The sequence below is a fragment of the Arthrobacter sp. ISL-30 genome, from assembly GCF_018613855.1.
GTDB lineage: Bacteria > Actinomycetota > Actinomycetes > Actinomycetales > Micrococcaceae > Arthrobacter.
On record NZ_JAGGPK010000006.1, the window covers coordinates 117796 to 141201 of the forward strand.

General features: G+C 63.4%; 19 protein-coding genes. 8 read left to right on the forward strand and 11 right to left on the reverse strand.

The window, feature by feature from the left end; translation table 11 throughout:
- Positions 1-42: 42 nt before the first annotated feature.
- From J7E82_RS02260 to mscL, 3 genes are all read right to left on the reverse strand, one after another.
- Positions 43-1131, reverse strand: a complete 1089-nt coding sequence (locus J7E82_RS02260; protein ID WP_214859922.1) for a LacI family DNA-binding transcriptional regulator — start codon at positions 1129-1131, stop codon at positions 43-45.
- Positions 1132-1478: 347 nt separating this feature from the next.
- Complete coding sequence (locus J7E82_RS02265; protein ID WP_214859923.1) at positions 1479-2345, reverse strand: amino acid-binding protein; 867 nt, start codon at positions 2343-2345, stop codon at positions 1479-1481.
- Positions 2346-2406: 61 nt separating this feature from the next.
- Complete coding sequence (gene mscL / locus J7E82_RS02270; RefSeq protein WP_214859924.1) at positions 2407-2841, reverse strand: large conductance mechanosensitive channel protein MscL; 435 nt, start codon at positions 2839-2841, stop codon at positions 2407-2409.
- 225 nt (positions 2842-3066) lie between these two features.
- Between mscL and J7E82_RS02275 the strand changes: the two genes are divergently transcribed.
- Entirely contained in the window at positions 3067-3825 is a 759-nt protein-coding gene (locus J7E82_RS02275) for an IclR family transcriptional regulator (protein WP_214859926.1), read from the forward strand.
- A gap of 174 nt (positions 3826-3999) precedes the next feature.
- Positions 4000-5193 (forward strand): 4-hydroxybenzoate 3-monooxygenase, encoded by a 1194-nt coding sequence (locus J7E82_RS02280; protein ID WP_214859928.1) that lies wholly within the window; start codon positions 4000-4002, stop codon positions 5191-5193.
- Positions 5194-5213: 20 nt separating this feature from the next.
- On the opposite strand, the gene J7E82_RS02285 is transcribed toward J7E82_RS02280, so the two are convergent.
- The 5 genes from J7E82_RS02285 to purB all read right to left on the reverse strand — a co-directional run bounded on the left by J7E82_RS02285 (position 5214) and on the right by purB (position 13534).
- Positions 5214-5648 (reverse strand): acyl-CoA thioesterase, encoded by a 435-nt coding sequence (locus tag J7E82_RS02285; protein ID WP_214859930.1) that lies wholly within the window; start codon positions 5646-5648, stop codon positions 5214-5216.
- A gap of 109 nt (positions 5649-5757) precedes the next feature.
- Positions 5758-6261, reverse strand: coding sequence for a GNAT family N-acetyltransferase (locus J7E82_RS02290; RefSeq protein WP_214859932.1), 504 nt, complete (start codon positions 6259-6261; stop codon positions 5758-5760).
- A gap of 98 nt (positions 6262-6359) precedes the next feature.
- A complete protein-coding gene (locus J7E82_RS02295; RefSeq protein ID WP_214859934.1) occupies positions 6360-11255 on the reverse strand; it encodes an NAD-glutamate dehydrogenase in 4896 nt (1631 codons plus the stop codon).
- Between the two features lie 164 nt (positions 11256-11419).
- Entirely contained in the window at positions 11420-12076 is a 657-nt protein-coding gene (locus J7E82_RS02300; protein ID WP_214859941.1) for a histidine phosphatase family protein, read from the reverse strand.
- A 15-nt stretch (positions 12077-12091) separates the two neighbouring features.
- On the reverse strand, positions 12092-13534 hold the full coding sequence (gene purB, locus J7E82_RS02305; RefSeq protein ID WP_214859949.1) for an adenylosuccinate lyase: 1443 nt from the start codon (positions 13532-13534) through the stop codon (positions 12092-12094).
- 528 nt (positions 13535-14062) lie between these two features.
- Here purB and J7E82_RS02310 point away from each other — a divergent pair.
- Positions 14063-15538 carry a PE-PPE domain-containing protein gene (locus tag J7E82_RS02310; RefSeq protein WP_214859951.1) on the forward strand — a complete coding sequence of 492 codons (1476 nt, stop codon included), beginning with the start codon at positions 14063-14065 and terminating at the stop codon, positions 15536-15538.
- 20 nt (positions 15539-15558) lie between these two features.
- Here J7E82_RS02310 and J7E82_RS02315 read toward each other — a convergent pair whose 3' ends face one another.
- Entirely contained in the window at positions 15559-15987 is a 429-nt protein-coding gene (locus J7E82_RS02315) for a phage holin family protein (protein ID WP_214859952.1), read from the reverse strand.
- An 84-nt stretch (positions 15988-16071) separates the two neighbouring features.
- On the opposite strand from J7E82_RS02315, the gene J7E82_RS02320 reads away from it, so the two are divergent.
- From J7E82_RS02320 to J7E82_RS02340, 5 genes are all read left to right on the forward strand, one after another.
- Entirely contained in the window at positions 16072-17190 is a 1119-nt protein-coding gene (locus J7E82_RS02320; protein ID WP_214859953.1) for a histidinol-phosphate transaminase, read from the forward strand.
- Positions 17191-17339: 149 nt separating this feature from the next.
- On the forward strand, positions 17340-18545 hold the full coding sequence (pdhA, locus tag J7E82_RS02325; protein WP_214859954.1) for a pyruvate dehydrogenase (acetyl-transferring) E1 component subunit alpha: 1206 nt from the start codon (positions 17340-17342) through the stop codon (positions 18543-18545).
- Positions 18545-19525: an alpha-ketoacid dehydrogenase subunit beta gene (locus J7E82_RS02330; RefSeq protein WP_214859955.1), complete on the forward strand. Its 981-nt coding sequence runs from the start codon at positions 18545-18547 to the stop codon at positions 19523-19525. The genes pdhA and J7E82_RS02330 overlap by 1 nt, the downstream gene beginning before the upstream one ends.
- A gap of 56 nt (positions 19526-19581) precedes the next feature.
- The gene (locus J7E82_RS02335) at positions 19582-21108 is read left to right on the forward strand and encodes a dihydrolipoamide acetyltransferase family protein (protein ID WP_214859956.1); all 1527 of its coding nucleotides are present in this window, start codon (positions 19582-19584) and stop codon (positions 21106-21108) included.
- 67 nt (positions 21109-21175) lie between these two features.
- Positions 21176-21556 (forward strand): hypothetical protein, encoded by a 381-nt coding sequence (locus J7E82_RS02340; protein ID WP_214859958.1) that lies wholly within the window; start codon positions 21176-21178, stop codon positions 21554-21556.
- Positions 21557-21578: 22 nt separating this feature from the next.
- Here the strand turns inward: J7E82_RS02340 and J7E82_RS02345 are convergent, their stop codons facing one another.
- Complete coding sequence (locus J7E82_RS02345) at positions 21579-21917, reverse strand: hypothetical protein (RefSeq protein ID WP_308113554.1); 339 nt, start codon at positions 21915-21917, stop codon at positions 21579-21581.
- 148 nt (positions 21918-22065) lie between these two features.
- On the reverse strand, positions 22066-23355 hold the full coding sequence (locus J7E82_RS02350; RefSeq protein ID WP_214859960.1) for a PLP-dependent aminotransferase family protein: 1290 nt from the start codon (positions 23353-23355) through the stop codon (positions 22066-22068).
- Positions 23356-23406 lie beyond the last annotated feature (51 nt).

Genomic DNA, 23406 nt, shown 5'->3' on the forward strand with positions numbered 1-23406 from the left:
CCCTGAGATGTTTCTGAGCCCGGCTAAGCCCAGGCTCTTGCCCTAAGCCGGGCGGCCGCTACGCGGTCGCCCGGTCGAGTCGCGGACAATTAACCGTCCGTTCAGGGTCCGTCGACGGCGGTGGCCCTCCGGATCGGCGATGGCCGCCAGTGCTTCTTCTGCGGCGGCCATTCCCAGCTGGTAGTTGGGCTGTTCCACAACCGTCAGGCGGGGCCGCACCAATGTCGCCCAGTCCTGGTCGTCGAAACCTATGAGGGAAATCTCCTTGGGGCAGGCCACATTCATGTCCTGCAGGGCCGCGAAGGAACCTGCGCTGAGCTCGCTGTCCGTGCAGTAGATGGCAGTCAGCTGCGGATTTTGGCGCAACAGGCGCTCCGTGGCTGCGCGCGCGGACGTCTTGGCATAGGCGCTTAGCGCCACGTACTCGTCCCGATAACGAATGCCTGCGCTCCGGAGTGCATCCCTGTAGCCCACCAGGCGGGCAGCGCTGGGACGCAGTAGCGTGCCATCTGCAGTATCCAGGCTTTCCTGCCAGTCGGGCGGCATCACTGCCTCCGTAACGATTCCTATATGGCGATGCCCGAGGTCGATGAGGTGGTTTACCGCCATGCTGGAGGCTGCCACGTGGTCAACGGAAACGTAGGACGCCGATTTCACCTGTGGGGCAGGCCGGTCAAGCAAAGCGACGGCGATTCCCTGATTCTCCAGCCGTTCCAGATGGGCCGTTTCCTCGGTGGAAACGGGTGCCACAATGATCCCGTCGACGCGCTTGGCCGCGAGCAGTTCGATCGCCCGGCGCTCCAGGCTCAGGTCCCCCTCAGTGCTGCTGAGGAGGAGCTCGTAGCCTGCTTCGCGGGCGGCCGTTGAGACTCCACGCATGGCATTTGCGAAGAAGTGGCTGCTGATGTCCGGGATGACGACGCCGAGCGTGTGCGTTTGGCCGGTGATCATGCTGCGTGCGAGGCTATTGGGCTGGTATCCGAGTTCCTTGGCCGCGCGCTCTACGCGCTCCCTGGTCTTTTCGCTGACCGAGCCGTAGTTTGCCAAGGCGCGGGCCGCCGTCGACTTCGAAACGCCGGCCAGGGCTGCCACGTCGATGATCGTTGCAGAATGGAGCGGGGATCGACTCACTGTGTCGCACCTTCGAAAAGCTATCGAGACGGTTGGGAGCGTTACCATTCTCTCACGCGTCTACGGGATCTCCAGAGGATAAGACGGGAAGCGTGGTGCTTTCGAGCCTTGGCGTGGTTCCTAGGACACGCTCTTGGCCTGGGGACAGGGGCCCGGCTCGGGGACGCCCGGATCGGGCAGTCCCTACGCCAGATCCGGTTCCTGGCGCAGGATCCGGTTCAGGAGCACTCGGCGTAGTGGGTGGCCGCCGTCCCGTTGGCCGGGGTGACCGTGCTGGTCGTCAAGGCACCAGTGACGGCGCTCATTGTGATGGAACTGGTGGAGTGCATTGCTGCCTCATTTCCTGCTCAGCCCTTCGCTGTTGCCGCGGTACCCGGCGTATGGGCCAGGATTTCCGCGAGTTCGGCGAGGCGATGGGCGCGGGCGGATTCGGCCGGGGTAAAGGGTTCCCCCGGACGGGAGAACACCAGGGGACCGTGCCATGCCGTCGGGATCTTGAGTAGTGTCGCGGGATCGTTTACGACGGTGGTGGCCGGCTCTGCCGCCAGGCCCTCAGGCGTCGGGCTGATGATTTTGGCTGAAAGCAATTCGGCGACGGCGAGAGACAGCTCTGTGGGATTACCCGCCACCCGCGCGGCCAGGCTGAGGGCTTTCGTCTGGCCGTCCGCCATGGCGAGGGCAGTGGTAGGCCAGACATAGGACTTCCGGCCCCCACCGCCGTCGAGCGCGTTCAGTAGATCCGGTTCCCGCAGCTCGCCGGGCGCGGAAAGGACAAATTCATCCAGCACTCCGCCGTCAATCGGATGGACGTGGATGCTGAGGATATTGGCGTCCAGGCGGGCGAGGGACTGGGTGATCTTTTGAAGGGAGCCGGGCTCGTCGCGGAGGACGGTCCGGGCCCGCCAGAGCGCCGGTGCGGACTGCAGTTTCCGGCGATGGCGGAGGGCAGGGGCGTGGAGCCACCTGCGCAGCACTTTAGCGGCGGACGGTTCCGCCACCCAGATCACCAGCACCGTGGCGGTCACCGCGAGAAGCAGGACCTTGGCCACGTAGGGCAGGCTGGTTTCAACCACGAGGGCGTGCACCAGCAGTTCGATGGGCAGCGTGACGGCGATGTTGGCAAGGGTCAGCCGAGCCTTTGGCGGTTCGGGAAGGAGTCCACACACTTCGCAAGAGAGCTCTGCGGTGGCGGGAGTTCTCGTGTCGCGCTTCATGGCACCATCTTGCCCGTGCACTGTTTCGGGCGGATTGCCTGCGGATCACGATCTTGGGAGGCTACTTACGAGTGGGTTCTGTTTCGCGATTGGCGGCAGCGAGTTCGGTCAGGAGGTCGCGGATCTCGGCGAGGAGGGCGGTGTCGGCCGGCATCGGTTCGTCTTCAGGTTCGTCGACGGCGGCGCGGCTCTTGACGAGCTCGTTGATCTTGTTCATTGGGGCCACGAAGATGAAGTACACCACGGCGGCGGTGATCAGGAATGTGATGAAGGCCGTGATGACTGCGCCGAAGTTCACGAAGGTCTTGGGGTTGTCCGCCCAGATGGCGAAGCCCAGGCCCTCGGCGTTGACGCCGCCGGCGGCAGCAATGATCGGGTTCACAATGTTCGTGGTGAAGGCAGCCACCAGGGCCGTGAAGGCGGTTCCTACTACCACCGCAATGGACAGTTCTATGATGTTGCCGCGCAGGACAAAGTCCTTGAAACCTTTGAGCATGGGAAACCTCCGGGGGTGTCTTATAAGGGGGTGGGGCCGCACTGATAGGTCAAACGGCCCGACGTCAGCGTCGTCCACCATGGTCTTGCATGGGAGGCCATACTGTCCAACAGCTCCCATTTCCGCCTGGCTGCTTTCTTCTGGTGCCATTGAATGGAACAATGGGGGTTCCCGCGGCAATGACGCCTCCCCAGCTTCACCAAAGCTCCATCGCTAGGAAGATCCATGGCCAACTCGACGTCAGGCGACTCAGTTGTTGACCGTGTGGTCCGGCTGATCGCGGCTTTTCCCGAGGGCGTCGCCGAGCTCCCGCTTTCCGAACTTGCGCAGCGGGCCGGCCTGCCACTGACAACGGCCCATCGCCTGGTCCGACAGTTGTCCGCCCACGGACTCCTGGAAATCGGGACGGGCGGATCCGTGCGCCTCGGCCTGCGCCTCTGGGAGCTCGTGAACCGCAACTCACCCACGTTGGCCCTGCGCCAGGCAGCCATGCCGTTTATGGAGGACATCCAGCAGGTCCTGAACCAGAATGTGAACCTTGCCGTCCTGGAAGGCTGGGAGGCCCTCTTCATCGAACGGCTCTCGCGCCGGGGGTCCGTGGCCAACCGTGCCCAGATTGCGGGACGGATGCCAGTGCACATCTCTTCTGCGGGAGTTGCCCTCATGTCTCATCAGCCGCGTGAACGGCAGGCCGAATATCTCGCCCAGTTCACCGATCCAAGCGGGAAGACTACAGCAGACGCCGTCCGTCACCAGTTGAGCGAAGCGGCACGGCAGGGCTATGCCCAGCTTGCCGGCGTCGTCGATCCGCATACCTGGGGGATCGCCGTTCCCATCATGGACAGCAAGCGGCGCTCGGTGGCGGCGATCGGCGTCGTCGTTCCACTGGCGGAAGTGCGCCTTCAGGCGCTCGTGCCAGCCCTCCAGACGGCCGCGCGCGGCATTGCCCGCCAACTGGGCGAAAGCCGCAAGCCCATCGCTTGACTTCTGGTCTCCATGCCCGGATTTCCTGATCCAAAATTTCGTTCAATGGAATCCGCTTAACGAGCGCCATGTCCTCGGCGTCACACTGTTCAACAGAACTTCCCTGGCTCCACACCCTCGCCCTCCCGGAAAGAACAGGCGAAAGAGCAGCCCGAAAGAACTGAGGAACACATCATGGCAGCACGCCAGATCATCAAGACCCAGATTGCCATCATGGGCGCCGGCCCCGCGGGCCTCATGCTGTCCCACCTGCTGGCGACTGCCGGAATCCAATCCTCTGTGGTGGAAGTGCGAAGTCACAAGGACATCTCCGAGACCGTGCGGGCGGGCATCCTGGAACACGGCACCGTGAACCTGCTCGTAGAGAGCGGCGTCTCGGACCGGGTCCTGCGGGAGGGCGACCGGCACGACGGCATAGAGCTGCGCTTCAACGGCGACAGCCATCGGATCGACTTCAAGGACCTCGTGGGGGAATCGGTCTGGTTGTACCCGCAGACGGACGTCTTCATGGACCTCGCCGCCCGGCGGAAGGCCGACGGCGGTGAAGTCCACTACGGCGTGACGGACCCAGCCGTCCATGATCTCGAAGGAAAGCCGAAGGTCTGGTTCACGGACTCTGAGGGCGTCGAGTACGAAATCCAGGCAGACTTCCTGGTGGGAGCGGATGGTTCACGCAGCCACTGCCGGTTCCAGATCCCGGAGGCCCACCGGAAGTGGTACTTCCACGAGTACCCCTTCGCCTGGTTCGGCATTTTGGCCGAGGCCCCTCGAAGCGCCGACGAGCTCATCTACGCGAACTCAGGGAATGGCTTCGCCCTGATCAGCCAGCGGACCGAGACTGTCCAGCGTATGTACTTCCAGTGCGACCCGAAGGAGAGCGTCGCCGAATGGGACGATGAGCGAATTTGGGCGGAGTTTCGCCGCAGGGTCAACGGCAATGGCTTCGAGCTCAAGGAAGGTCCGGTGATCGACAAGATGGTCCTGCCCTTCCGCAGCTTCGTGCACACGCCCATGCGCTATGGAAAGCTTTTCCTGGCAGGGGACGCGGCGCACACCGTGCCGCCAACGGGGGCCAAGGGGCTTAACCTGGCCATCCACGACGTCAAGGTCCTGTTCGAAGGCCTCGACTCCTACTACGGCAGTGGTTCGACGGCCCTCCTGGACTCCTACAGCAACCGAGCCCTGGATAGGGTCTGGAAGGCCCAGCACTTCTCGTACTGGATGACGTCCATGCTGCACACGGTCCCGGGAACGGACGACTTCGATCGCGCGCGCCAGCTGGGCGAGCTGAACTCGGTGATCTCGTCCCGCCATGGCCGCGCCTACCTCGCCGAGGCGTACACAGGTTGGCCGACGACGACGACGTAGCGCGGGTGGAGAGCCAGGCGTCAGTCCTGCACCAGGGCGTGGGTCAGGTGGTGCGTGGGGATGCGGTCGCGGTCGTAGGTAATTTCCGTGTAGCCGTGCGGTTCCGGCCGCCCGTCCGCGCCGAGGTTCACAAACACAATCTCCTCGATGGTCAGGATGCTTTGCCGGGTGATCATGTTCCGCACCTCCGCCCGCATGGTCAGGGAGGTACGGCCGAAGCGTGTGGCTGTCAGTCCCATCTCTATCAAGTCGCCCTGCACAGCGGAGCTGACGAAGTTGATTTCGGAGATGTACTTGGTGACCGCCCGGCCATTGCCAAGCTGCAGGATGGCGTAAATGGCAGCTTCTTCATCGATCCACTTGAGCAGGCTGCCGCCGAAGAGGGTGCCGTTCGCATTCAGGTCTTCGGGGCGGACCCATTTGCGCGTGCGGAAGGTGATATCTGCCGTTTCCATAGGCCGACTTTAGCGGAATCCGGGCGTTACCTCCCCAGCGGTGAGTAACGCCCGGATTCCTTTTGTAACAAGGCTCCCGCGTCTAGCGACGGCCCTGTCACAGCCCTCGCTACGTCATGGCCGTATGGGCTGCACTGTGCGAGTCGATGGGTTTGGCGTAGCACTGCGAATGCTGGACGCCGATATAGGGACCGAAGTTCGGGATGGCGGCGAACCCCGCGCTTTCGTAAAAGCTGCGTCCGTCGGTCTGTACGGAGCCTGCCTCGGCGGTGATCACACCAAAACCGTAAGCATGAGCGTGGCCCTCAAGGGCCGCCAGGATGGAGCTGGCCACGCCGGAACCCCTGGCGTACGGCACCACGTACAGTCGCTTGATTTCCGCTGTGTTCTCGTCCAGCATCCGCAGCCCGCCGCATCCCAAAGGCTGGCCGGAGCACTTCTCGTAGGCCACCACAAAGACGGCGGTATCGGCTTCCGACGGCGGAGGGCCAGGTTCGTGGTCCGTGGTACCAAAGCGGGCGTCCAGTTCGGACTGCTGGGCGGCGCGGAGGTCGGCGCCGACGGGGTTGCTCCACGTGACCTGTCTGATGTTGAGTCGTGGATTGGTCTGCATGGCTGCCTCTTTTCGCCGGAGGGTTATGCAGATCAAGCCTAGGAAGAGGTGGTTACCGTGGTGTTTCCTGCTGGTAAGAGTCCGGAGAATAGCAGGTTTTAGTTGCGCACGAGCGTCCTTAGCAGCTTCAGGGCGACCGAGATCGAGGCGATGTCCACCTGCCCCGGTTTTGTCACCTCCGCGAAGGTGTCCTTGATCCTGACCAGCTGCTCCTGGTGGCCACGCTCCCACGCCACGATTCGTTCAATCGAGTCGGCCGCTTCGTCATCAGCCCCTCCGGGGCCGGCTGCCGGCGTCGTCTGCATTACCGATACCGTCATGTCAGCTACGGCGGAGTACACGTCGTCGCGTAGTGCCGCCCGCGCGAGGGCCTCCCAGCGATTCTGCCGGGGCAGGTCGGTGATTCGCAGGAGCAGCCTCGCGGCGCCGATCCGCTGGAAGACGGTGTAGTACAAATCGGCGATCACCGGGATGGGTTCGTGGACCTGTTCGGAGATCAGGGAGATGTCCAGGAGCCCGAAGCTTTCGAGTATGTCAGCGGCGCGCCGCCCGAGGTCCTGACGGAGGCCGACACCATCCCAATACGACTGCCTCGCCTGGACCCGGTCGATATCGTCTCCCCGCAGGTACTCCAGGGTGTTGGTCCGCAGCAGTTCCAGCGTGGGCAGGATCCTGGCAAGGGCGTCGGTGACAGGCTGGTCCCGATGATCGTGGGTCACGTACCACCGGGCTGCCCGGTCGAGGACCCGGCGCATGTGGAGGGTGAGCTCTGAGGCATAGGCGGTGGGGAACCCGGGTGGAAGTTCGGCGATCCTGTCCACAAAAGTTTGCAGGTCGTAGGACTCGCGGGCCACCACGAAGGCCCTGGCGACTGCCGCCGCCGTGGCCGTGGTTTCCTCGATGGCGCGGAAGGCGAAGGTGATTCCACCGAAATTGACGATGTCGTTGGCCATCACGGTGCAGATGATCTGCCGGCGCAGCGGATGGGCGTTCAGTTCCGAGCCGAAGCGCTCCACCAGTTGATGCGGGAAGTAGCTGCGGAGCACCCGCTCGAACCAGGGGTCGTCCGAGAGATCGCTGGAGTTCAGTTCCTTGGCGAGTTCGATCTTGGCGTAGGCCGCCAGCACCGCCAGCTCAGGGGCGGTGAGGCCCTTGCCGGTCTGCAGCCGCGCGTGGAGTTGTTTCGCGGTGGGCAGTCCTTCGAGGCGCCGGTCCAGCTCAGAGGCCTTCTCCAGCCAGTCCATGGTCCGCTCGAAGCCGGGACTCCACCTTTGGACAAGCGCACGGTCGTTGATGAGAAGGACATTCTGGTCCTTATTGTTCTTCAAGACCAGGCGGGCAACTTCGTCGGTCAGCGAGTGCAGGAAACCGGCACGTTCGGACGGATGCATTTTTCCTGCCGCGATCATGCGGTCGATGAAGATCTTGATGTTGACCTCGTGGTCCGAGCAATCCACTCCCGCGGAGTTGTCGATTGCGTCGGTGTTCAGCAGGACCCCATTCAGGGCGGCCTCGATCCTCCCCAGCTGGGTGATTCCCAGGTTGCCCCCTTCCACTACGGTCCTGGCCCTTAGCTCGTTGCCGTCGATCCGGATGCCATCGTTGGCCTTGTCGCCGACGTCGCTGTGGGCCTCGGGCGAGGCTTTGACGTAGGTTCCAACGCCGCCGTTGTAGAGCAGGTCCACCGGCGCGCGCAGGATGGCCTGGAGGAGCTCCGGCGGGCTCATCGCCGTCGTCGACGCCGGGAGGCCCAGCACCGTAACTGCCTCGGGGCTGAGGGGGATCGACTTCGCGAGGCGCGGGTACACCCCGCCGCCATGGCTGATGAGCGCGGGGTTGTAGTCGGCCCAGGACGATCGGGGAAGGTGGAACAGCCGGCGTCGTTCCTCAATGGAGGCGGCGGCGTCCGGTGCGGGGTCCAGGAAGATATGCCGGTGGTCGAAGGCTGCGACCAGCCGGATGTGCTCGGAGAGCAGCATGCCGTTGCCGAAAACGTCGCCGCTCATGTCGCCGATGCCCACCACGGTGAAGTCTTCGCGCTGGGAATCGATCCCCAGTTCCCTGAAGTGGTGTTTCACGGACTCCCAGGCGCCGCGGGCTGTGATGCCCATTTGTTTGTGGTCGTAGCCCACTGAGCCGCCGGACGCGAACGCGTCGCCCAGCCAGAAGCCGTATTCGGCCGCTACGGCGTTGGCGGTGTCTGAGAACGCGGCCGTCCCCTTGTCCGCCGCCACCACGAGGTAGTAATCGTCGTCGTCGTGCCTCACCACCTTCTCCGGTGGGACAATCTGTCCGCCCGAGCGTGTTCCGGCGGACAGGTCCAGGTTGTCCGTCACGTCCAGGAGTCCCCGAATGAAGATGCGATAGCTCTCCTGCCCTTCGGCAAGCCAGGCAGCGCGATCCGACGCCGGGTCGGGCAGCTTCTTGGGGTAGAAGCCGCCCTTGGCCCCGGTGGGAACTATGACCGAGTTCTTCACAATCTGGGCCTTGACGAGTCCCAGGATCTCCGTGCGGAAATCTTCGCGCCGGTCCGACCATCTCAATCCGCCGCGTGCCACGGGCCCGAACCGCAGATGCACGCCTTCAACCCGTGGCGAATAGACCCAGATTTCGAACTTCGGCCGCGGGAACGGCGCTCCGGGAATGTCGGAGGGCTTGAGCTTGAAACTGAGGTAAGGCCGGTTACGGAAATAGTTGGTCCGTGTCGTCGCCTCGATCAGGTTCAGGAAGCTCCGCAGCAGGCGGTCCGCATCCAGTGAAGGCACCCCTTCAATCGCGGCGGCGACACTCGCGCGGGCTGACGCCATCTCCTGCCGGCGACTGGCGGTATCAAGGGAGGGATCGAAGCGGGCCTGGAAGAGTGCCAGGAGTCCATGTGTAGCGTGCATGTTGGCCAGCAGCGTGTCGGCGATGAAGCTGTAGGAGTTGCTGGTTCCCAGCTGCCGCAAGTATTTGGCGTAGCCGCGCAGGACCACCACTTTGCGCCACTCGATCCCTTCTCCGAGGACCAGCCCGTCAAACCGGTCGGATTCCGTGTCCCCTCGCATGGCCGCACCGAAGGCAGCCGCCAGCAGTCCGCTCGTCCCGGCAGGTTCGACGCCGGCCGGATATTTCATGCCGAGGTCATAGAGGAACAGGGGCCGGCTGTTGCCGCACAGTACCTCGAAGGGACGCTGGTCCAGCACTTCCAGGCCAAGGTTGTGGAAGAACGGCAGGATCTGCGTGAGGCTGCGGGCACTGGTCAGATAGAGCCGGATCCGCGCGTCTTCATCGAGCATGTGTGAGGCGTCCGGGCGGATGTAAACGGACAGCAGCGGATCGTCCAGGGCCCTGCCGCCCTTGCCGTCCAGGTCAAAGAGTTCGAACCGCTTGATGTCCTCCACGGCGTCCTCGACCTCGACGTCGGCCTTGTAGCTGGCGGGGAAGGCTCCGGACCAGAGGACGGATAGCCGGCCCGCCTCGGCGGACGGCAGCCGGTCCCGGAGGGCCTCGTCCAGGCCCTCGGCCCAGGTCCGGGTGGCATTGATCAGGTTCCGCTCCAGGGCGGCGGCATCGACGTCGGGTTTTTCGCCAGGGGGGAGCAGGATCCTGAAGAAGACCCGGGCCATGGGTGATTCGCTGAGCCGGACCTCGAACTCAAGGTCCTTGGACTTGAAGGCCTGCTTTAGTTCCTGTTCCATCCGCAGCCGGATGGTGGTGCTGTACCGGTGCCGGGGGAGGAACACCAGAGCGGACATAAAGCGCCCGTAGCTGTCCAACCGCAGGAAGAGCCGGGTCCGGCGTCGCTCCTGGAGTCGCAGGATCTCGGCAGCCAGGGTGGCCAGCTCGTCGGCGTCCATGTGGAAGAGCTCGTCCAGCGGGAACGACTCGAGGATGGCGAGCAGTTCCTTTCCCTGATGCGATGCGGGCTCGAACCCGAGCCCGTCGCTTACCGCGGCCACTTTGTCCCGAATCACCGGGATGCGGCGCACTGACTGACCGGCCGCCCCGGGCGCAAAGAGTCCCATGAAGCGGCGCTCACCTGCCACGGATCCTGAGGGGTCGATGACTTGGAGGCGTATCTCGTCAAGGTAGGACGGGCGGGGCACCGAGGACCGGAGGTCGGAGGTGGACAGCGTCAGGACTTGCTTCTCGCGCCTTTCTTCGGGGGAGTCGGGCCGGGTGTGGGTGTTCGCCGGTTCGGCCATCACTGGTTGTCCTTCGCGGAGCAGGCCGAGCCCCGTTCCCGGTAGAGGCCGCAGAACGTCCCGGCCGTCCGACGTCGTCCGTTCATACTCGCTGTACCCGAGGAACATGAAGTTTCCGGCGTCCAGCCAGAGCAGCAATTCCCTGAGCTGCTCCGGGGCAGGGATGCAATCGCCCGGGAAATCCTTTACGGATTCGACGGCGGAGGCCACTCGGGCGTGCAGCGCGGCGGCGTCTTCGGCGACGGCGCGGACATCGTCAAGCACGCGGTGCAGATCCACTATCAGTTGGTTGGCAGTGGAATCGTCGGGGAGCCTTCCGATTTCCGCTGCCACCCAGGTTTCCGTTCGACCACTGGGTGCTGCTCCGCCTGACAACAGACCGGCACGCAGGGGACCATGGTGGATTTCCAGGAGTTCATGGGTCTCCGGGTTGCGGAGCACCCGGAAGGTCGGGTGGACCAGCAGCCTGATCGAGCCGCTTTCCCGCGTCAGTTCCGCCGTGATGGAACGAACCAGGTGCGGCATGTCGTCAGCTACCACCATCACGATGCTGGCATCGGGCTCGTTCAGGATGCCCACGGTGGACGTTCCGGGTGCGCGTACGCCGGCCAGCTCCAAGTGATACGTTGCGCGGTGTTCCAGGGCATCGACGCTGTAATTGTGGATGTCTTCGGCCGCTACGTATTCGTAGTAGTAGGTCAGGAAGTCATCGTCGGCCCGGACTGGTCCGCGGAGTGGTCCGAGGAGTCGTCCGTGGGGCCGCCCGCCTGCGGCGGCGTCCTCAGTCGGCACGGTTTCATGTGGCATGCCTCTACGCCTCCAACAACGTGGGGCCGCCTCAAGTTGTGCCTGTGGATCCGGATCCTCACGCCTTATTTCATAATCGTCGCCTCCCGGTCCGGCGTCCAGAGGCAGGCGTGCAGAGCGGCGTCCAAGGGCAGGAAGCTAGAGGGGCGCCCAGGGGCAGGAAGCTAGAGCGCCTCGCCGGTGGGGTCCTCCGCGGTTGGATCTGTCAGCGCGAGCCCGCCGACGGGGCTCTGGTCCCAGTGGACCAGGCGCCAGCCTGCAGCAGGATCGCCGTCGAGGATCACGATTCCCGTATTGGACAGGATGTGCTTGGCGGCGAAGGCGGCGTCAACATTCTCTGCCCGGCGCCCGGCCCAGCAGCGGATCGCAGCACCGTGGCTGACCACGGCGGCAGTGGCCCTGCCGGACGCCGCCACCCTTTCGATGGCCGCGTCGTAGCGGGCGAAGAAAGCGTTTCCGTCCGTTGAGCCCGGCATCCGGCGGTCGAGGTCCCCCGCTGTCCAGGAGAAGACCGTTCCCAAATACCGGCGGTGCGACTCGTGGTCCGTGAGTTTCTCCAGCGTGCCCGCCTCAATCTCGTGGAGCCCGTCCAGCACCGTGGCCTCAAGGGTCAGGGCCTTGGCCAGAGGAGCAGCCGTGAGCTGGGTGCGTCGCAGGGTGGACGCATAGAGAGCCTCGATGGGCTCGGCGGCCAGCGAACGCGGCAACGCTGCGGCCTGCCGCTCTCCAAGCTCCGTCAGGCCAGGTCCGGGATGGGCCGTGTCGAGTTGGCCCAGGACGTTTCCGGGAGTCTGGCCGTGACGGATGAGCAGGAGCCTCATGGCGGTGGCGTTCCTTTACTTCAGGTGATCCACCAGCTGGTCCGCGATGCCTGTGTACTTGCCCGGGGTCAGCGCCAGCAGTCGGCCTTCGGCCTCCGCTGACAGGCCAAGGCTCTGGACGAACTCCTGCATCCGGGCGGCGTCGACGCGCTGCCCGCGGGTGAGATCCTTGAGCCGTTCGTACGGGTTCTCCATGCCTTCGACGCCGGCAATCGCCTCGGCGCGCATCACCATCTGGATCGCTTCGCCCAGGACTTCCCAGTTGGTGTCCAGGTCTGCGGCGAGGACATCCTCTGCCACATCGAGGGCCTTCAGTCCCTTGGCCACATTGGAGATCGCCAGGAGGGAGTGGCCGAACGCGACGCCGATGTTGCGCTGCGACGAAGAATCGGTCAGGTCCCGCTGCCAGCGCGAGGTGACCAGTGTTGCCGCGAGGGTGTCCAGGAGGCCGTTGGAGATCTCGAGGTTGGCTTCGGCATTTTCGAAGCGGATCGGATTGACCTTGTGCGGCATGGTGGAGGAACCTGTGGCCCCGGCAACCGGGATCTGCCGGAAGTAGCCGATAGAAATGTAGCTCCAGATGTCCGTGCAAACGTTGTGCAGGATGCGGTTGAAGCGGGCGACGTCGGCGTACAGTTCGGCCTGCCAGTCGTGGCTTTCGATCTGCGTGGTGAGCGGGTTCCAGGTCAGGCCCAGGCCTTCGACGAAGGACTTCGCCACGGCCTGCCAGTCGGCGCCCGGTACCGCTGCGACGTGGGCGGCGTACGTCCCGGTGGCTCCGTTGATCTTGCCGAGGTATTCGGTCTTGGCGATGCGCTGGAGCTGGCGGTTGAGGCGGTGGGCAATGACTGCCAGTTCTTTGCCGAGGGTGGTGGGGGTGGCCGGCTGGCCGTGGGTGCGGGAGAGCATCGGCACCCCGCGGTTCTCTTCAGCCATGGTTTCGATTTGCTTCACCAAGGCAGTGGCGGCGGGCAGCCAGACGTCCTCCACGGCACCCTTGACGCCGAGCGCGTAGGAGAGGTTATTGATGTCCTCAGAGGTGCAGCCGAAGTGCACCATGGCCGTCAGGTTCTCGATACCAATTTCCGGCAGACGACGGCCGATGTAGTACTCCACGGCCTTGACGTCGTGCACGGTCACGGCTTCGATCTCGGCCAGTTCGGCGACGGATGCGGCGTCGAATTCCGTGACGATGGCACGGAGCTTCTCCAGCTGCTCAGCGCTCAGCGGGCCGGCTCCCGGCAGTACGTTGTTGCTGGTCAGGTGGATGAGCCATTCAACCTCGACGGCGACGCGGTCGCGGTTGAGGGCGGCCTCGGACAGGTAGTCAACGAGGGGCGCGACGGCGGACTGGTAACGGCCGTCCAGCGGGCCAAGCGCGATCTTTTCGGCAGACGCGGCCAGGGCAAGGCGTCCGGAGGGCGTGCGGGTGTCAGCTGTGGCGGCAGTTTGAGGCATGGGCTAATTGTTTCATGAACCAAGGCCGGGGTTTTAAGCGGCAATTCGTGTGACTGCTTGTCCACCTACGGCTTGTCCACACAACTCCTTGTCAACCTCCAGTCGGTTGTCCACATACGGCAGGACGACGGTTACCGGGAGCTGGTGGTTTCCGTACTGTCGGAACCGTAGGGCGTCATGACCTGCAGGGAACCTGCGGGAATCAGCGCAAGGCATGGAGCTTGGAGGGGAACCAGTGGACGGAATCCTGGCGGCAGATTCGGCGGTTTGTGCCGCTGAGGGACAGGAGGTGCGCCAGCTTGTGTGGAGGATGACCCAATGTGTGGGGCGCCTGGATCTTGTCAGATCCAGAATGCGCAGGCTGGGGCTACAGGGATGGCAATCTCCCGCTGGCGACTCCTACCGTGGTGCACTCGCCGGGAAGCTGGCCGAGCTGGACCGTTGTGTAAGGGAGATGGAGGCAGCCACGTCCCTGGTGAGCCGGCATGCGGTTGTACTTGCTGCAGCTTCGGGCCGGGATGGGTACTGATGACGGAGCCCGCGACTCCCGGGCCAGGCTCCCGGGAAACTCCACTGCCTGTACCACCTGCCCAGGACGGCATGCTTGCCGTGCGCGGCGGAGTGGGAGGTATCCGGTTCCAGTTTGAGGAGCTTGTGCTCGGGGCAGCGGAGTTCGATCGCCTGGTCGAGGACCTCAATGCGTTCGAACACGAGGAGCGCGCTATCTGGGACCAGCTCTATTTCTCGCAAAGGAGCGTCCGCACGTTCGAGGCCAGCGTCAGCTGCAACGCTGCGCTTGATGCTATACAAGCCAGTTGGCAGTCCGTGGCACGCGTCCGCAACGAGCTTCATCGGATGGCGGCGGATATCCGATCCAGTCACAGGGACTATGAGGCGGCCGAAGCGTGGGCTGACTTTGGCCTCCGTTCTGCCGTGGGTGAATTGCCCTGGCTTGAGCTTCCCGGCGGCTCCACAGCGATGCGCTTCGCGGTCCGGGACTCCACTGAGCCCCTCGTATCCGGACTCTGCCTGCTGCTCGGCGCGGGGCAAGGTGCTCTTGGTTTCACCATGGCAGCACTGTCCATGTCCCAAGTGGCCGGCCAGGGGACTTCCCGGAACGCCCTCGTCGGAAGCACCGTCCGCACAATCGTGGAATCGCCCTTTGGTGAACATCTCCATCCCCGTCCCGTCACGGTCCATGGAGGCAAGGCCACGGTTGAAGACGTCGACGCCTCACCGGCCGGGCTGCTCCGGCGCCTGCACCATTTGGGGGAAACAAGCGAAGGGGAGATCGAGGTCCTGCAGCTGGACAACCAGGCACAGACGTCATGGGTGGTCCTGATACCGGGAACCCAAACAAGCGTGCCCACGGGCGGCAGCAATCCCTTCGACGAAGCTGGCATTGCCGACGCCATGGGCTACGGCTCGAAGAACACCGGCGCGGCCATCCGGCAGGCACTGCACGAGATCGGCGTCGACCCCGGGGAACAGATCGCAGTGGTCGGCTACAGCCAAGGTGGCATCCATGCCATGAACCTCGCCCAAGACAAGGCATTCCTGGCTGAGTTCGACCTCAGGTTCGTACTGACGGCCGGCTCTCCTGTGGGCGGCACCACGCCGGGCCCCGGCATTAGCAGCCTTCATCTGGAGCACGAACACGATCTTGTGCCCGGGCTGGACGGCCTTCCAAACCTCGACCACAAGGACCGTGTCACTGTCACCATGAGCAATCCACTGAGCCTGCCGTCCGTCGATCAGTTCGGGCTGGGCCCAGGACACAAACTGCCGAATTATCTTGAAGGCGCCGAAGCCGCGCATGCCAGTGCCGATCCGTCCTTGGGGGCTTCTACCGCCGCCTTGGCTGCCGTGACTGGCGCAGGCGGTGCAGCCAGCGTTACGAGGGTCAGGCTGGAGCGGGAGCCCAAACCGGGCCGGCCACGGGGATCGGGAGTGATTACGGCGCCCGGCAGACATGCAGATGTGCGAATTGCGGGTGGGCGTTGATTCCTGCTTTATGCAGTTTGTCAGCGCCTCCGCGCTCCAGGGATCCAGCTGGCCACGACGGAAATCAGGCTGATGATGATGGCGGCCAGCACGGCCGTCCAGAAGAAAGAATCGATGGTGAGGTGCACAGGTGTGTAACCACTGAGCCAGGAGGTCAGGTACAGCATGGCTGCATTGATAACGATAGTGAACAACCCCAGCGTCAGGATCGTGAACGGCAGGGACAGCAGCCTTACCAGCGGTCGCACGAACGCATTGACAAGCCCGAAGACGAGGCCGATGAAAAGGTACGCCAACACCACTCCGAGCGTTTCACTTCCCTGTGGCAACCCTGTGTTGGCTACGGCGTCAGTTGTGGCACCTGTGGTGATGTCCAGCCCCGGAAGAAGCCAGCTCGCAATCCACAGTGCCAAGCCGTTGATCAGCACACGTACAAAGAAGGAACCCATCGCCCCATGCTGTCACAAGCACCAGCAAATAGGGCAGGCGGCGAACGGCTCAGCCCCCAGGACGGGACAAGTAGGCTTGGAGCCATGACTTCTTCAGACGTTGCGCCGGAAGGCATTATGCCCCGTCCGGTCCTCGACAGGCTTCCGCGCTACGCGGCCGGAAAACCGCCCGTGGAAATCCCTGGCCTCACCAGCTACAAGTTGTCCTCCAATGAGAATCCGCTGCCACCAATCCCTGCAGTGTTGCAGGCAATTGCAGGGCAGACTGACATCAACAGGTACCCGGATCCACTGTGTACAAAGTTAAGGATGGCGCTCGCGGAGTTCCTCGATGTTCCTGCTGACGACATTGTCACCGGTGCGGGCAGCCTGGGCGCCCTCAACCAGATCCTGGCTGCGTTCGCAGGCCAGAACGACGACGGCAAGGCCGATGAAGTGGTCTACGCCTGGCGGTCCTTTGAGGCCTACCCCATAAGTGTGGGCCTCTCAGGGGCCCAGGGCGTGCAGATTCCACTTCTCCCCGATGGCCGCCACGACCTCAACGCCATGGCTGCTGCCGTTACCGTACGTACCAAGGTCATCCTGCTCTGCACCCCTAACAACCCCACCGGACCCATCCTGACTGCGGCGGAAACGGAACGCTTCATTCAATCCGTTCCCTCGGATGTCGTGGTGGTCATTGATGAGGCCTACCAGGAGTTCGTCCGCGCGGAAGACGCCGTCGACGGCCTCAAGCTGTACCGGAAATACCCGAATGTCGCAGTGCTGCGGACGTTCTCCAAGGCGCATGGCCTCGCCGGACTTCGGGTGGGCTATAGCGTCTCCGGGCCGGAACTAACCCAGCACCTGCGGGTAGCCGCTACGCCGTTCGCCGTATCCCAGATTGCTGAGCGCGCGGCCATAACCTCTCTCCAGCATTTTGATGAGGTTGTAGAAAGGGTACAAAGCCTTGTGGATGAGCGCGATCGCGTCACCAGGGGCCTGAGGGAGCTGGGCTGGTTCGTCCCGGAAGCGCAAGGCAATTTCGTCTGGCTCAATCTAGGCGAGAACAGCGGTGAGTTCGCCGCCCTTGCTGCGGAGCAGGCTCTGTCTGTTCGGCCATTCGGAAATGAAGGCGTACGGGTCAGCATTGGCGAGGAGGAAGCCAATACAAGGCTCCTGGCTCTATGTGCGGGCTATACAAAAGCGCCGCGCGGTTCCTAGCGATTAACAAATGCCCCTGCTTCGCTTTACTGCGGATAAAGTAGGGGCGAAAGCCAAAATATATGCAGCTAACGGAATGCATTCCTCCCAAGGCATATATATACCAGCGACAATGCTCAGCATCCGGCTGCGGCAGGCAAGGAGACGGTATGGGTTCTACACATCTGCCCTCCCCCGGGTTCGAAGGAATCGAAGTGGACCGCAGCGCCGGGGCCTTTTCGGGCGGACAGGAAACCGAAATGGTGCAGCTGCTTGGCCCGGACGGCAGGCTGGGCAGTGATCCCGTGTTTTCGGACTACGCCAAGCGCATTGATCCCGAGCAGTTGCGCGGGTTCTATGCGGACATGGCGAAGATCCGCCGTTTCGACCAGGAGGCCACCGCCCTTCAGCGCCAAGGGGAGCTCGCCCTGTGGGTGCCCTTGACCGGGCAGGAGGCCGCCCAAATCGGCTCCGGCAGGGCAAGCCACCCGCAGGACTACATCTTCCCCACCTATCGGGAACACGGAGTGGCCCTGACCCGCAACGTGGACCTTGCCGAACTGCTCAAGCAGTTCCGCGGTATCTCTAACGGCGGCTGGGACCCTCGGCAAACCAATTTCCACCTCTACACGCTGGTGCTGGCCGCCCAGACGCTGCACGCAGTCGGTTATGCCATGGGCATCCAGCGCGATCAGAAGGCGGCGGAGGCCGCAGGGTCCTCCGATGCTAAGGCCGCCGTTGTGGCGTATTTCGGGGACGGCGCAAGCTCCGAGGGCGACGTCCACGAATCAATGGTCTTCGCCTCCTCCTTCAACGCGCCGGTTGTGTTCTTCTGCCAGAACAACCACTGGGCCATCTCGGTCCCCACCTCGGTCCAGACCCGGATCCCCTTGGCCAACCGCGCCAAGGGCTACGGCTTCCCGGGCATCAGGGTCGACGGAAACGACGTCATCGCGGTTCACGCCGTCACCGAGTGGGCCTTGGAACACGCCCGGGAGGGCAAGGGCCCGGTTTTGATCGAGGCCTACACCTACCGCGTGGGCGCGCACACTACGGCTGATGATCCCACCAAATACCGCGAGTCTGCAGAAGAAGCGGAATGGCGGGCCAAGGACCCGCTCCAGCGCCTTGAGGCCTACCTCCGCGCCGAAGGTCTCGCCGATGACGCCTTCTTCGCGCAGGTCAAGGCCGACGGCGACGAACTCGCCGCCTACGTGCGGCGGACAACCCATGAACTCGAAGTGCCGGATATCCAGTCGGCCTTTGCCAATGTGTATGCGGAAGCCCATCCCCTGGTTGCAGAAGAGCAGGCCTGGTTTGAGGAATACTCCGCCGGTTTCGTCGGTGAAGAGGCAGAAGGCGGGGACAACAACTGATGACCACCATGACTATTGCCAAGGCCATCAACGAAGGTCTGCGCGCAACCCTGAAGAACCATCCCAAGTCCCTGCTTATGGGCGAGGACATCGGTCCCTTGGGCGGCGTGTATCGCGTTACCGACGGGCTGATCGCTGAGTTTGGAGCCGACCGTGTGGTGGACACGCCCCTGGCCGAATCCGGCATCATAGGCACTGCTATTGGCCTGGCGCTCCGCGGCTATAGTCCGGTCTGTGAAATCCAGTTCGACGGTTTTGTCTTCCCTGGTTTCAACCAGATCACCACCCAGCTGGCCAAGATGCATTCCCGAAGCCTGGGCAAGCTCATGGTTCCCGTGGTAATCCGCATTCCGTATGGCGGCGGAATTGGCTCCATCGAGCACCACTCCGAGTCGCCCGAAGCGCTCTTCGCCCACACTGCCGGACTGCGTATCATCACGCCGTCCAACGCCCACGACGCCTACTGGATGATCCAGCAGGCCGTCCAGTGCCAGGATCCGGTGATCTTCTTCGAACCCAAGCGGCGCTACTGGCTCAAGGGTGAGGTGGACACCGAGAAGCCCGGACCGGCGGAGGACCCGTTCAAGGCGCACGTCCTCAGGGATGGCACTGACGCCACGGTCGTGGCTTACGGCCCTCTGGTTCCGGTGGCCCTCGCGGCCGCACACGCCGCCGCCGAGGACGGCCATAGCGTAGAGGTGATCGACCTCCGCTCGATTTCGCCCATCGACTTCGACGCCGTCACTGACTCCGTCAAGAAGACCGGCCGCCTGATCGTTGCCCATGAGGCGCCTACCTTCGGCGGAATCGGCGGGGAAATCGCGGCCCGGATCAGCGAACGTGCGTTCCTGCACCTGGAAGCTCCCGTGATTCGCGTAGGCGGCTTCCACATGCCGTACCCCGTGGCCAAGGTGGAAGAGGACTACCTCCCGGACATCGACAAGATCCTCGAAGCCCTGGACCGCTCGCTCGCCTACTGAACTTCCCCTGGTTGGGCCGGCCAGCTGCTGGACGGCAAATCGAAATCGAGGACCCTGTGACTGTTAAGAAATTCAACCTGCCGGACGTCGGCGAAGGACTTACCGAGGCCGAGGTGGTCTCCTGGAAGGTCAAGCCCGGCGACACTGTGGGCATCAACGACGTCCTGTGCGAGATTGAAACCGCCAAGTCGCTCGTGGAACTGCCGTCCCCGTTTGCCGGAACTGTCACCGAGCTCCTGGTGCCGGAGGGCCTTACCGTCGAGGTAGGCACACCCATCATCAGCGTCTCGGATGACCAGCCCGGTGAAGCCCCGCAAGTCCCGGTGTCGCCCGCCGCCGCTGCGGCCGCCGTCGAAACTCCGCTGTACGGGAAGCTTCCAGAGCAGGAAGAGGCCGAGGCCGCCGCCCAGCCAGCAGGACCCCTGGTGGGTTCGGGTCCCAAGGCCGACGCCGTCAAGCGGCGCCCGCGCAAGGGCGCGCCAGCACCAGCTCCGGCCTATCGCCCTGCTACCCAGCCCGCAGCCGATGTCGAGGGAGCTGCGGCCGCCGTCGAGCCGGAGGCCGCCCCTTCAGCAGTAGCAGGGCCCCGGGCCGTCACACCAACTGTCGCCGCACCGTCTGTCGCTGTATCTGGAACCGTCCCGTCTGCCGTTGGTCTGGGGGGTGCCATCAGCGGGATCGTAAGCAAGGTCCTCGCGAAGCCGCCGGTGCGGAAGTTCGCCCGCGACCTCGGCATCGATCTGGCGGACGTCGTCGCTACGGGCCTGCACGGCGAAGTGACCCGGGAGGATCTGGTCAGCTACCAGGCGCAGCGGGATGCCGAGCACGACCAGGCGGACATGTTCTGGGGCGCCTCCAAGAAGCCGCAGGAGCAGCGCATCGAGCGGCTTCCCGTGAAGGGAGTCCGCAAGGCCACTGCCAAAGCGATGGTGGAATCGGCGTTCTCCGCGCCGCACGTAAGCATTTTCGTGGACGTGGATGCCAGCCGGACCATGGAGTTCGTGAAGCGGCTCAAGGCATCCCGTGATTTCGAGGGCATCAAGGTGTCTCCGCTGTTGATCCTGGCGAAAGCTGTTATCTGGGCCGCAGCGCGCAACCCTAGCGTCAACGCCTCATGGGTGGAGAACGCCGACGGCAAGGGTGGAGCGGAAATCCAGGTGAAGCACTTCATGAACCTGGGCATTGCCGCGGCCACTCCCCGCGGCCTGATGGTCCCCAACATCAAGGACGCGCAGGATCTCTCCCTAAAGGAACTTGCCCTCGCGCTTAACGAACTGGCAATCCGGGCGCGGGCTGGCAAGACGCAGCCTGCGGACATGCAAGGCGGCTCCCTGACCATTACCAACATCGGTGCCCTGGGCATTGATACCGGTACACCCATCATCAACCCGGGTGAGGTTGCCATCGTCGCTTTCGGCACTATCAAGCAGAAGCCGTGGGTCCTGGACGGTGAAGTCATTCCGCGCTGGATCACCACCCTCGGCGGTTCCTTCGACCACCGCGTGGTCGACGGCGACCTGTCGGCCCGATTCATGGCCGACGTCGCCTCCATCCTGGAAGAACCAGCGCTGCTCCTTGACTGAGACAGGTGCCACAGTCTGTCCTGTCGCGTCGGCACCGTTATATCGACCTTCCATAAAGGACAAATTCATGGCCGCATTATCCGCAATCCTCGCATGTGCCGTCCTGGGCGGTCTGGCAGTCTTCCAAGGAGCCCTCGTCACAGGTGCCCCACTTGGCCGGATGGCTTGGGGAGGCCAACACGAGGTCCTCCCGACCAGGCTCAGAATCGCCAGCGCGGTCTCAATTGCCCTGTACGCATTGTTCGCATATGTGGCCTTGGCAAGGGCAGATCTGGCTGCACCGTTAGTCAGTCACGGTTTCACATCGGTACTCATCTGGGTGCTGACCGCATACTTTACGGTTGGAGTCGTCGTGAACGGGATCTCCCGTAGCAAACCGGAGCGCCTCATCATGACCCCCACCGCGTTGGTCCTCGCCGCGCTCTACCTCGTGATCTCGCTCAGCTAGATTAGCTTTCCGCGGGCGGGACTCAGTATGCCGGGTAGGAAATCGCGATCTGGTGCAACTCAGCTTCGCCCAGCCCTCCCATCATGCCCATGGCAATAACCATGGCCACCAAACCGACAGTCAGCATCACCGCGCCTGCAAGGAGGATGCTCCGCCAGTCATTGCACAGGAGGCTGCGGAAGGTCTCCGGCATTTCAAGGAGCGGCGAAATCCTGTTGGGCGCCGTATCCACCGAACCGTCATCCAGCAAGGCAATCACGCGGTCGTTTTCACGGTCCAGCCGCATCTGACTGATGTGGTTGCCATGGCGGGCAAGCAGTATGTCGTGTCCCACGCGCTGGCGCGGCTGGAGAGTAAGCACAGTGGATCCCCTCGGTCGGTTGTGATGGCAGGCACGCGCCATCGGGGGCTTCTCCAATTTTATCGGCGAAGCGTCACCAACCTGCTCGAAATCCGGGTGAGACTGCCCACCAGCCAGGGTGATGCGCCCTACAGTGCTACTCGATGCCCTATAGCCCGTCCAGGGCTTCCTGGAGCACCGGCGCAAGGCGGCGCACGCCTTCTTCAATCCCCTCCGGCGGTACAGCGCTGAAAGCAAGTCGCAGTTTGTTGGAGGGCTTGTCCGAATGGGTAAAGGCTGCGCCGGGGATGAAGACGACGCCGGCGTCGATCGCCTTCCGTAGGAGCGGGTACGTGTCTATGCCTTCTGGAAGGGTGACCCACACGAAGAAGCCGCCTTCAGGCCGCGTCCAGGTTACCGATTCCGGCATGTGCTTCTCCAGCGCCGCGAGGAGGGCGTGGCAGCGCTCTTCATAGAGGGCCCTGTAGGTTTCGATCTGCCCCCGCCAGTCAAATTCACGGAGGTAGGCGGAGATAATCAGCTGGTTCAATGTAGGAGGGCACAGGGTGACGGATTCCGAGGCCAGGTAGAAGCGACGCAGTAGGTGCTTCGGTACAAGGGCCCAGCCAATACGCAGCCCTGGGGCGAAGATCTTTGAGAAGGAGCCCATGTAGATGACGTCATCCGCATTTGCAGCACGCATCGGCGCGAGGGGATGGCCATCGAACCTGAGCAGCCCATACGGATTGTCCTCAAGGATCAAAATATTCGCATCCCGGCATATATCAACGATCCTCTGGCGCCGTTCCAGAGCAAGGGTGATCCCGGAGGGGTTGTTGAAGTTGGGGATCGTGTACAGGAGCTTGATGTTCTTTCCGGCTTCCTTGAGCTCCGCGATCTTGGCTTCGAGGCGTTCCGGCACCAGCCCGTCGTCGTCCATCTCCACGGTTTCCACTTGGACCTGGTAGGCCTCGAAGGTGTTGAGGGCTCCCACATACGTCGGGTTCTCAACAATCACCACGTCCCCGGGGTTGCAGAACACCTTGGTGGCGACGTCCTGGGCCGATTGCGATCCTGCCGTGATGACTATGTTCTCCGGCATGGCATTCGTAATTCCTTCAGCTGCCATGACTTCACAGATTTGCGTCCTGAGCTCCAGGCTGCCTTGGCCGCTGCCGTACTGCAGTGCGGTCATGCCCTCTTCGGCAATAATCCTGGCTGCTGTCTCTCCGAGTGTCTTCAACGGCAGGGATTGCAGATAGGGGTTGCCGCCCGCCAGCGACACAAGCCCCTCCCGCATTGAGATGTCGAAGACGTCGCGCACTGCCGATTGCTTGATGTTGGCGGCGCGCTGGGAGAAGAGCGCTTCGTGGCGATGTGCGGCGGTGGCACGTTCGATGGCTTCCAGGGCTTCGGCTGGCAGCAGCTCTGCTGCGGCATCAAGTGTTTCGTGGGTCACAGAGACAGGATACTCCTAAAGGTTGCCCGTTAGGCAACATCTGTTTTTGAA

Bases quoted from the DNA above. Each gene is read 5' to 3' on its own strand.
- J7E82_RS02275 (WP_214859926.1), top strand. From the start codon at position 3,067: ATGGCCAACTCGACGTCAGGCGACTCAGTTGTTGACCGTGTGGTCCGG.
- J7E82_RS02310 (WP_214859951.1), top strand. From the start codon at position 14,063: ATGACGGAGCCCGCGACTCCCGGGCCAGGCTCCCGGGAAACTCCACTG.
- J7E82_RS02320 (WP_214859953.1), top strand. From the start codon at position 16,072: ATGACTTCTTCAGACGTTGCGCCGGAAGGCATTATGCCCCGTCCGGTC.
- purB (WP_214859949.1), bottom strand. From the start codon at position 13,534: ATGCCTCAAACTGCCGCCACAGCTGACACCCGCACGCCCTCCGGACGC.
- pdhA (WP_214859954.1), top strand. From the start codon at position 17,340: ATGGGTTCTACACATCTGCCCTCCCCCGGGTTCGAAGGAATCGAAGTG.
- J7E82_RS02330 (WP_214859955.1), top strand. From the start codon at position 18,545: ATGACCACCATGACTATTGCCAAGGCCATCAACGAAGGTCTGCGCGCA.
- J7E82_RS02290 (WP_214859932.1), bottom strand. From the start codon at position 6,261: ATGCAGACCAATCCACGACTCAACATCAGACAGGTCACGTGGAGCAAC.
- J7E82_RS02295 (WP_214859934.1), bottom strand. From the start codon at position 11,255: ATGCCACATGAAACCGTGCCGACTGAGGACGCCGCCGCAGGCGGGCGG.
- J7E82_RS02285 (WP_214859930.1), bottom strand. From the start codon at position 5,648: ATGGAAACGGCAGATATCACCTTCCGCACGCGCAAATGGGTCCGCCCC.
- J7E82_RS02265 (WP_214859923.1), bottom strand. From the start codon at position 2,345: ATGAAGCGCGACACGAGAACTCCCGCCACCGCAGAGCTCTCTTGCGAA.
- J7E82_RS02315 (WP_214859952.1), bottom strand. From the start codon at position 15,987: ATGGGTTCCTTCTTTGTACGTGTGCTGATCAACGGCTTGGCACTGTGG.
- J7E82_RS02340 (WP_214859958.1), top strand. From the start codon at position 21,176: ATGGCCGCATTATCCGCAATCCTCGCATGTGCCGTCCTGGGCGGTCTG.
- mscL (WP_214859924.1), bottom strand. From the start codon at position 2,841: ATGCTCAAAGGTTTCAAGGACTTTGTCCTGCGCGGCAACATCATAGAA.
- J7E82_RS02300 (WP_214859941.1), bottom strand. From the start codon at position 12,076: ATGAGGCTCCTGCTCATCCGTCACGGCCAGACTCCCGGAAACGTCCTG.
- J7E82_RS02280 (WP_214859928.1), top strand. From the start codon at position 4,000: ATGGCAGCACGCCAGATCATCAAGACCCAGATTGCCATCATGGGCGCC.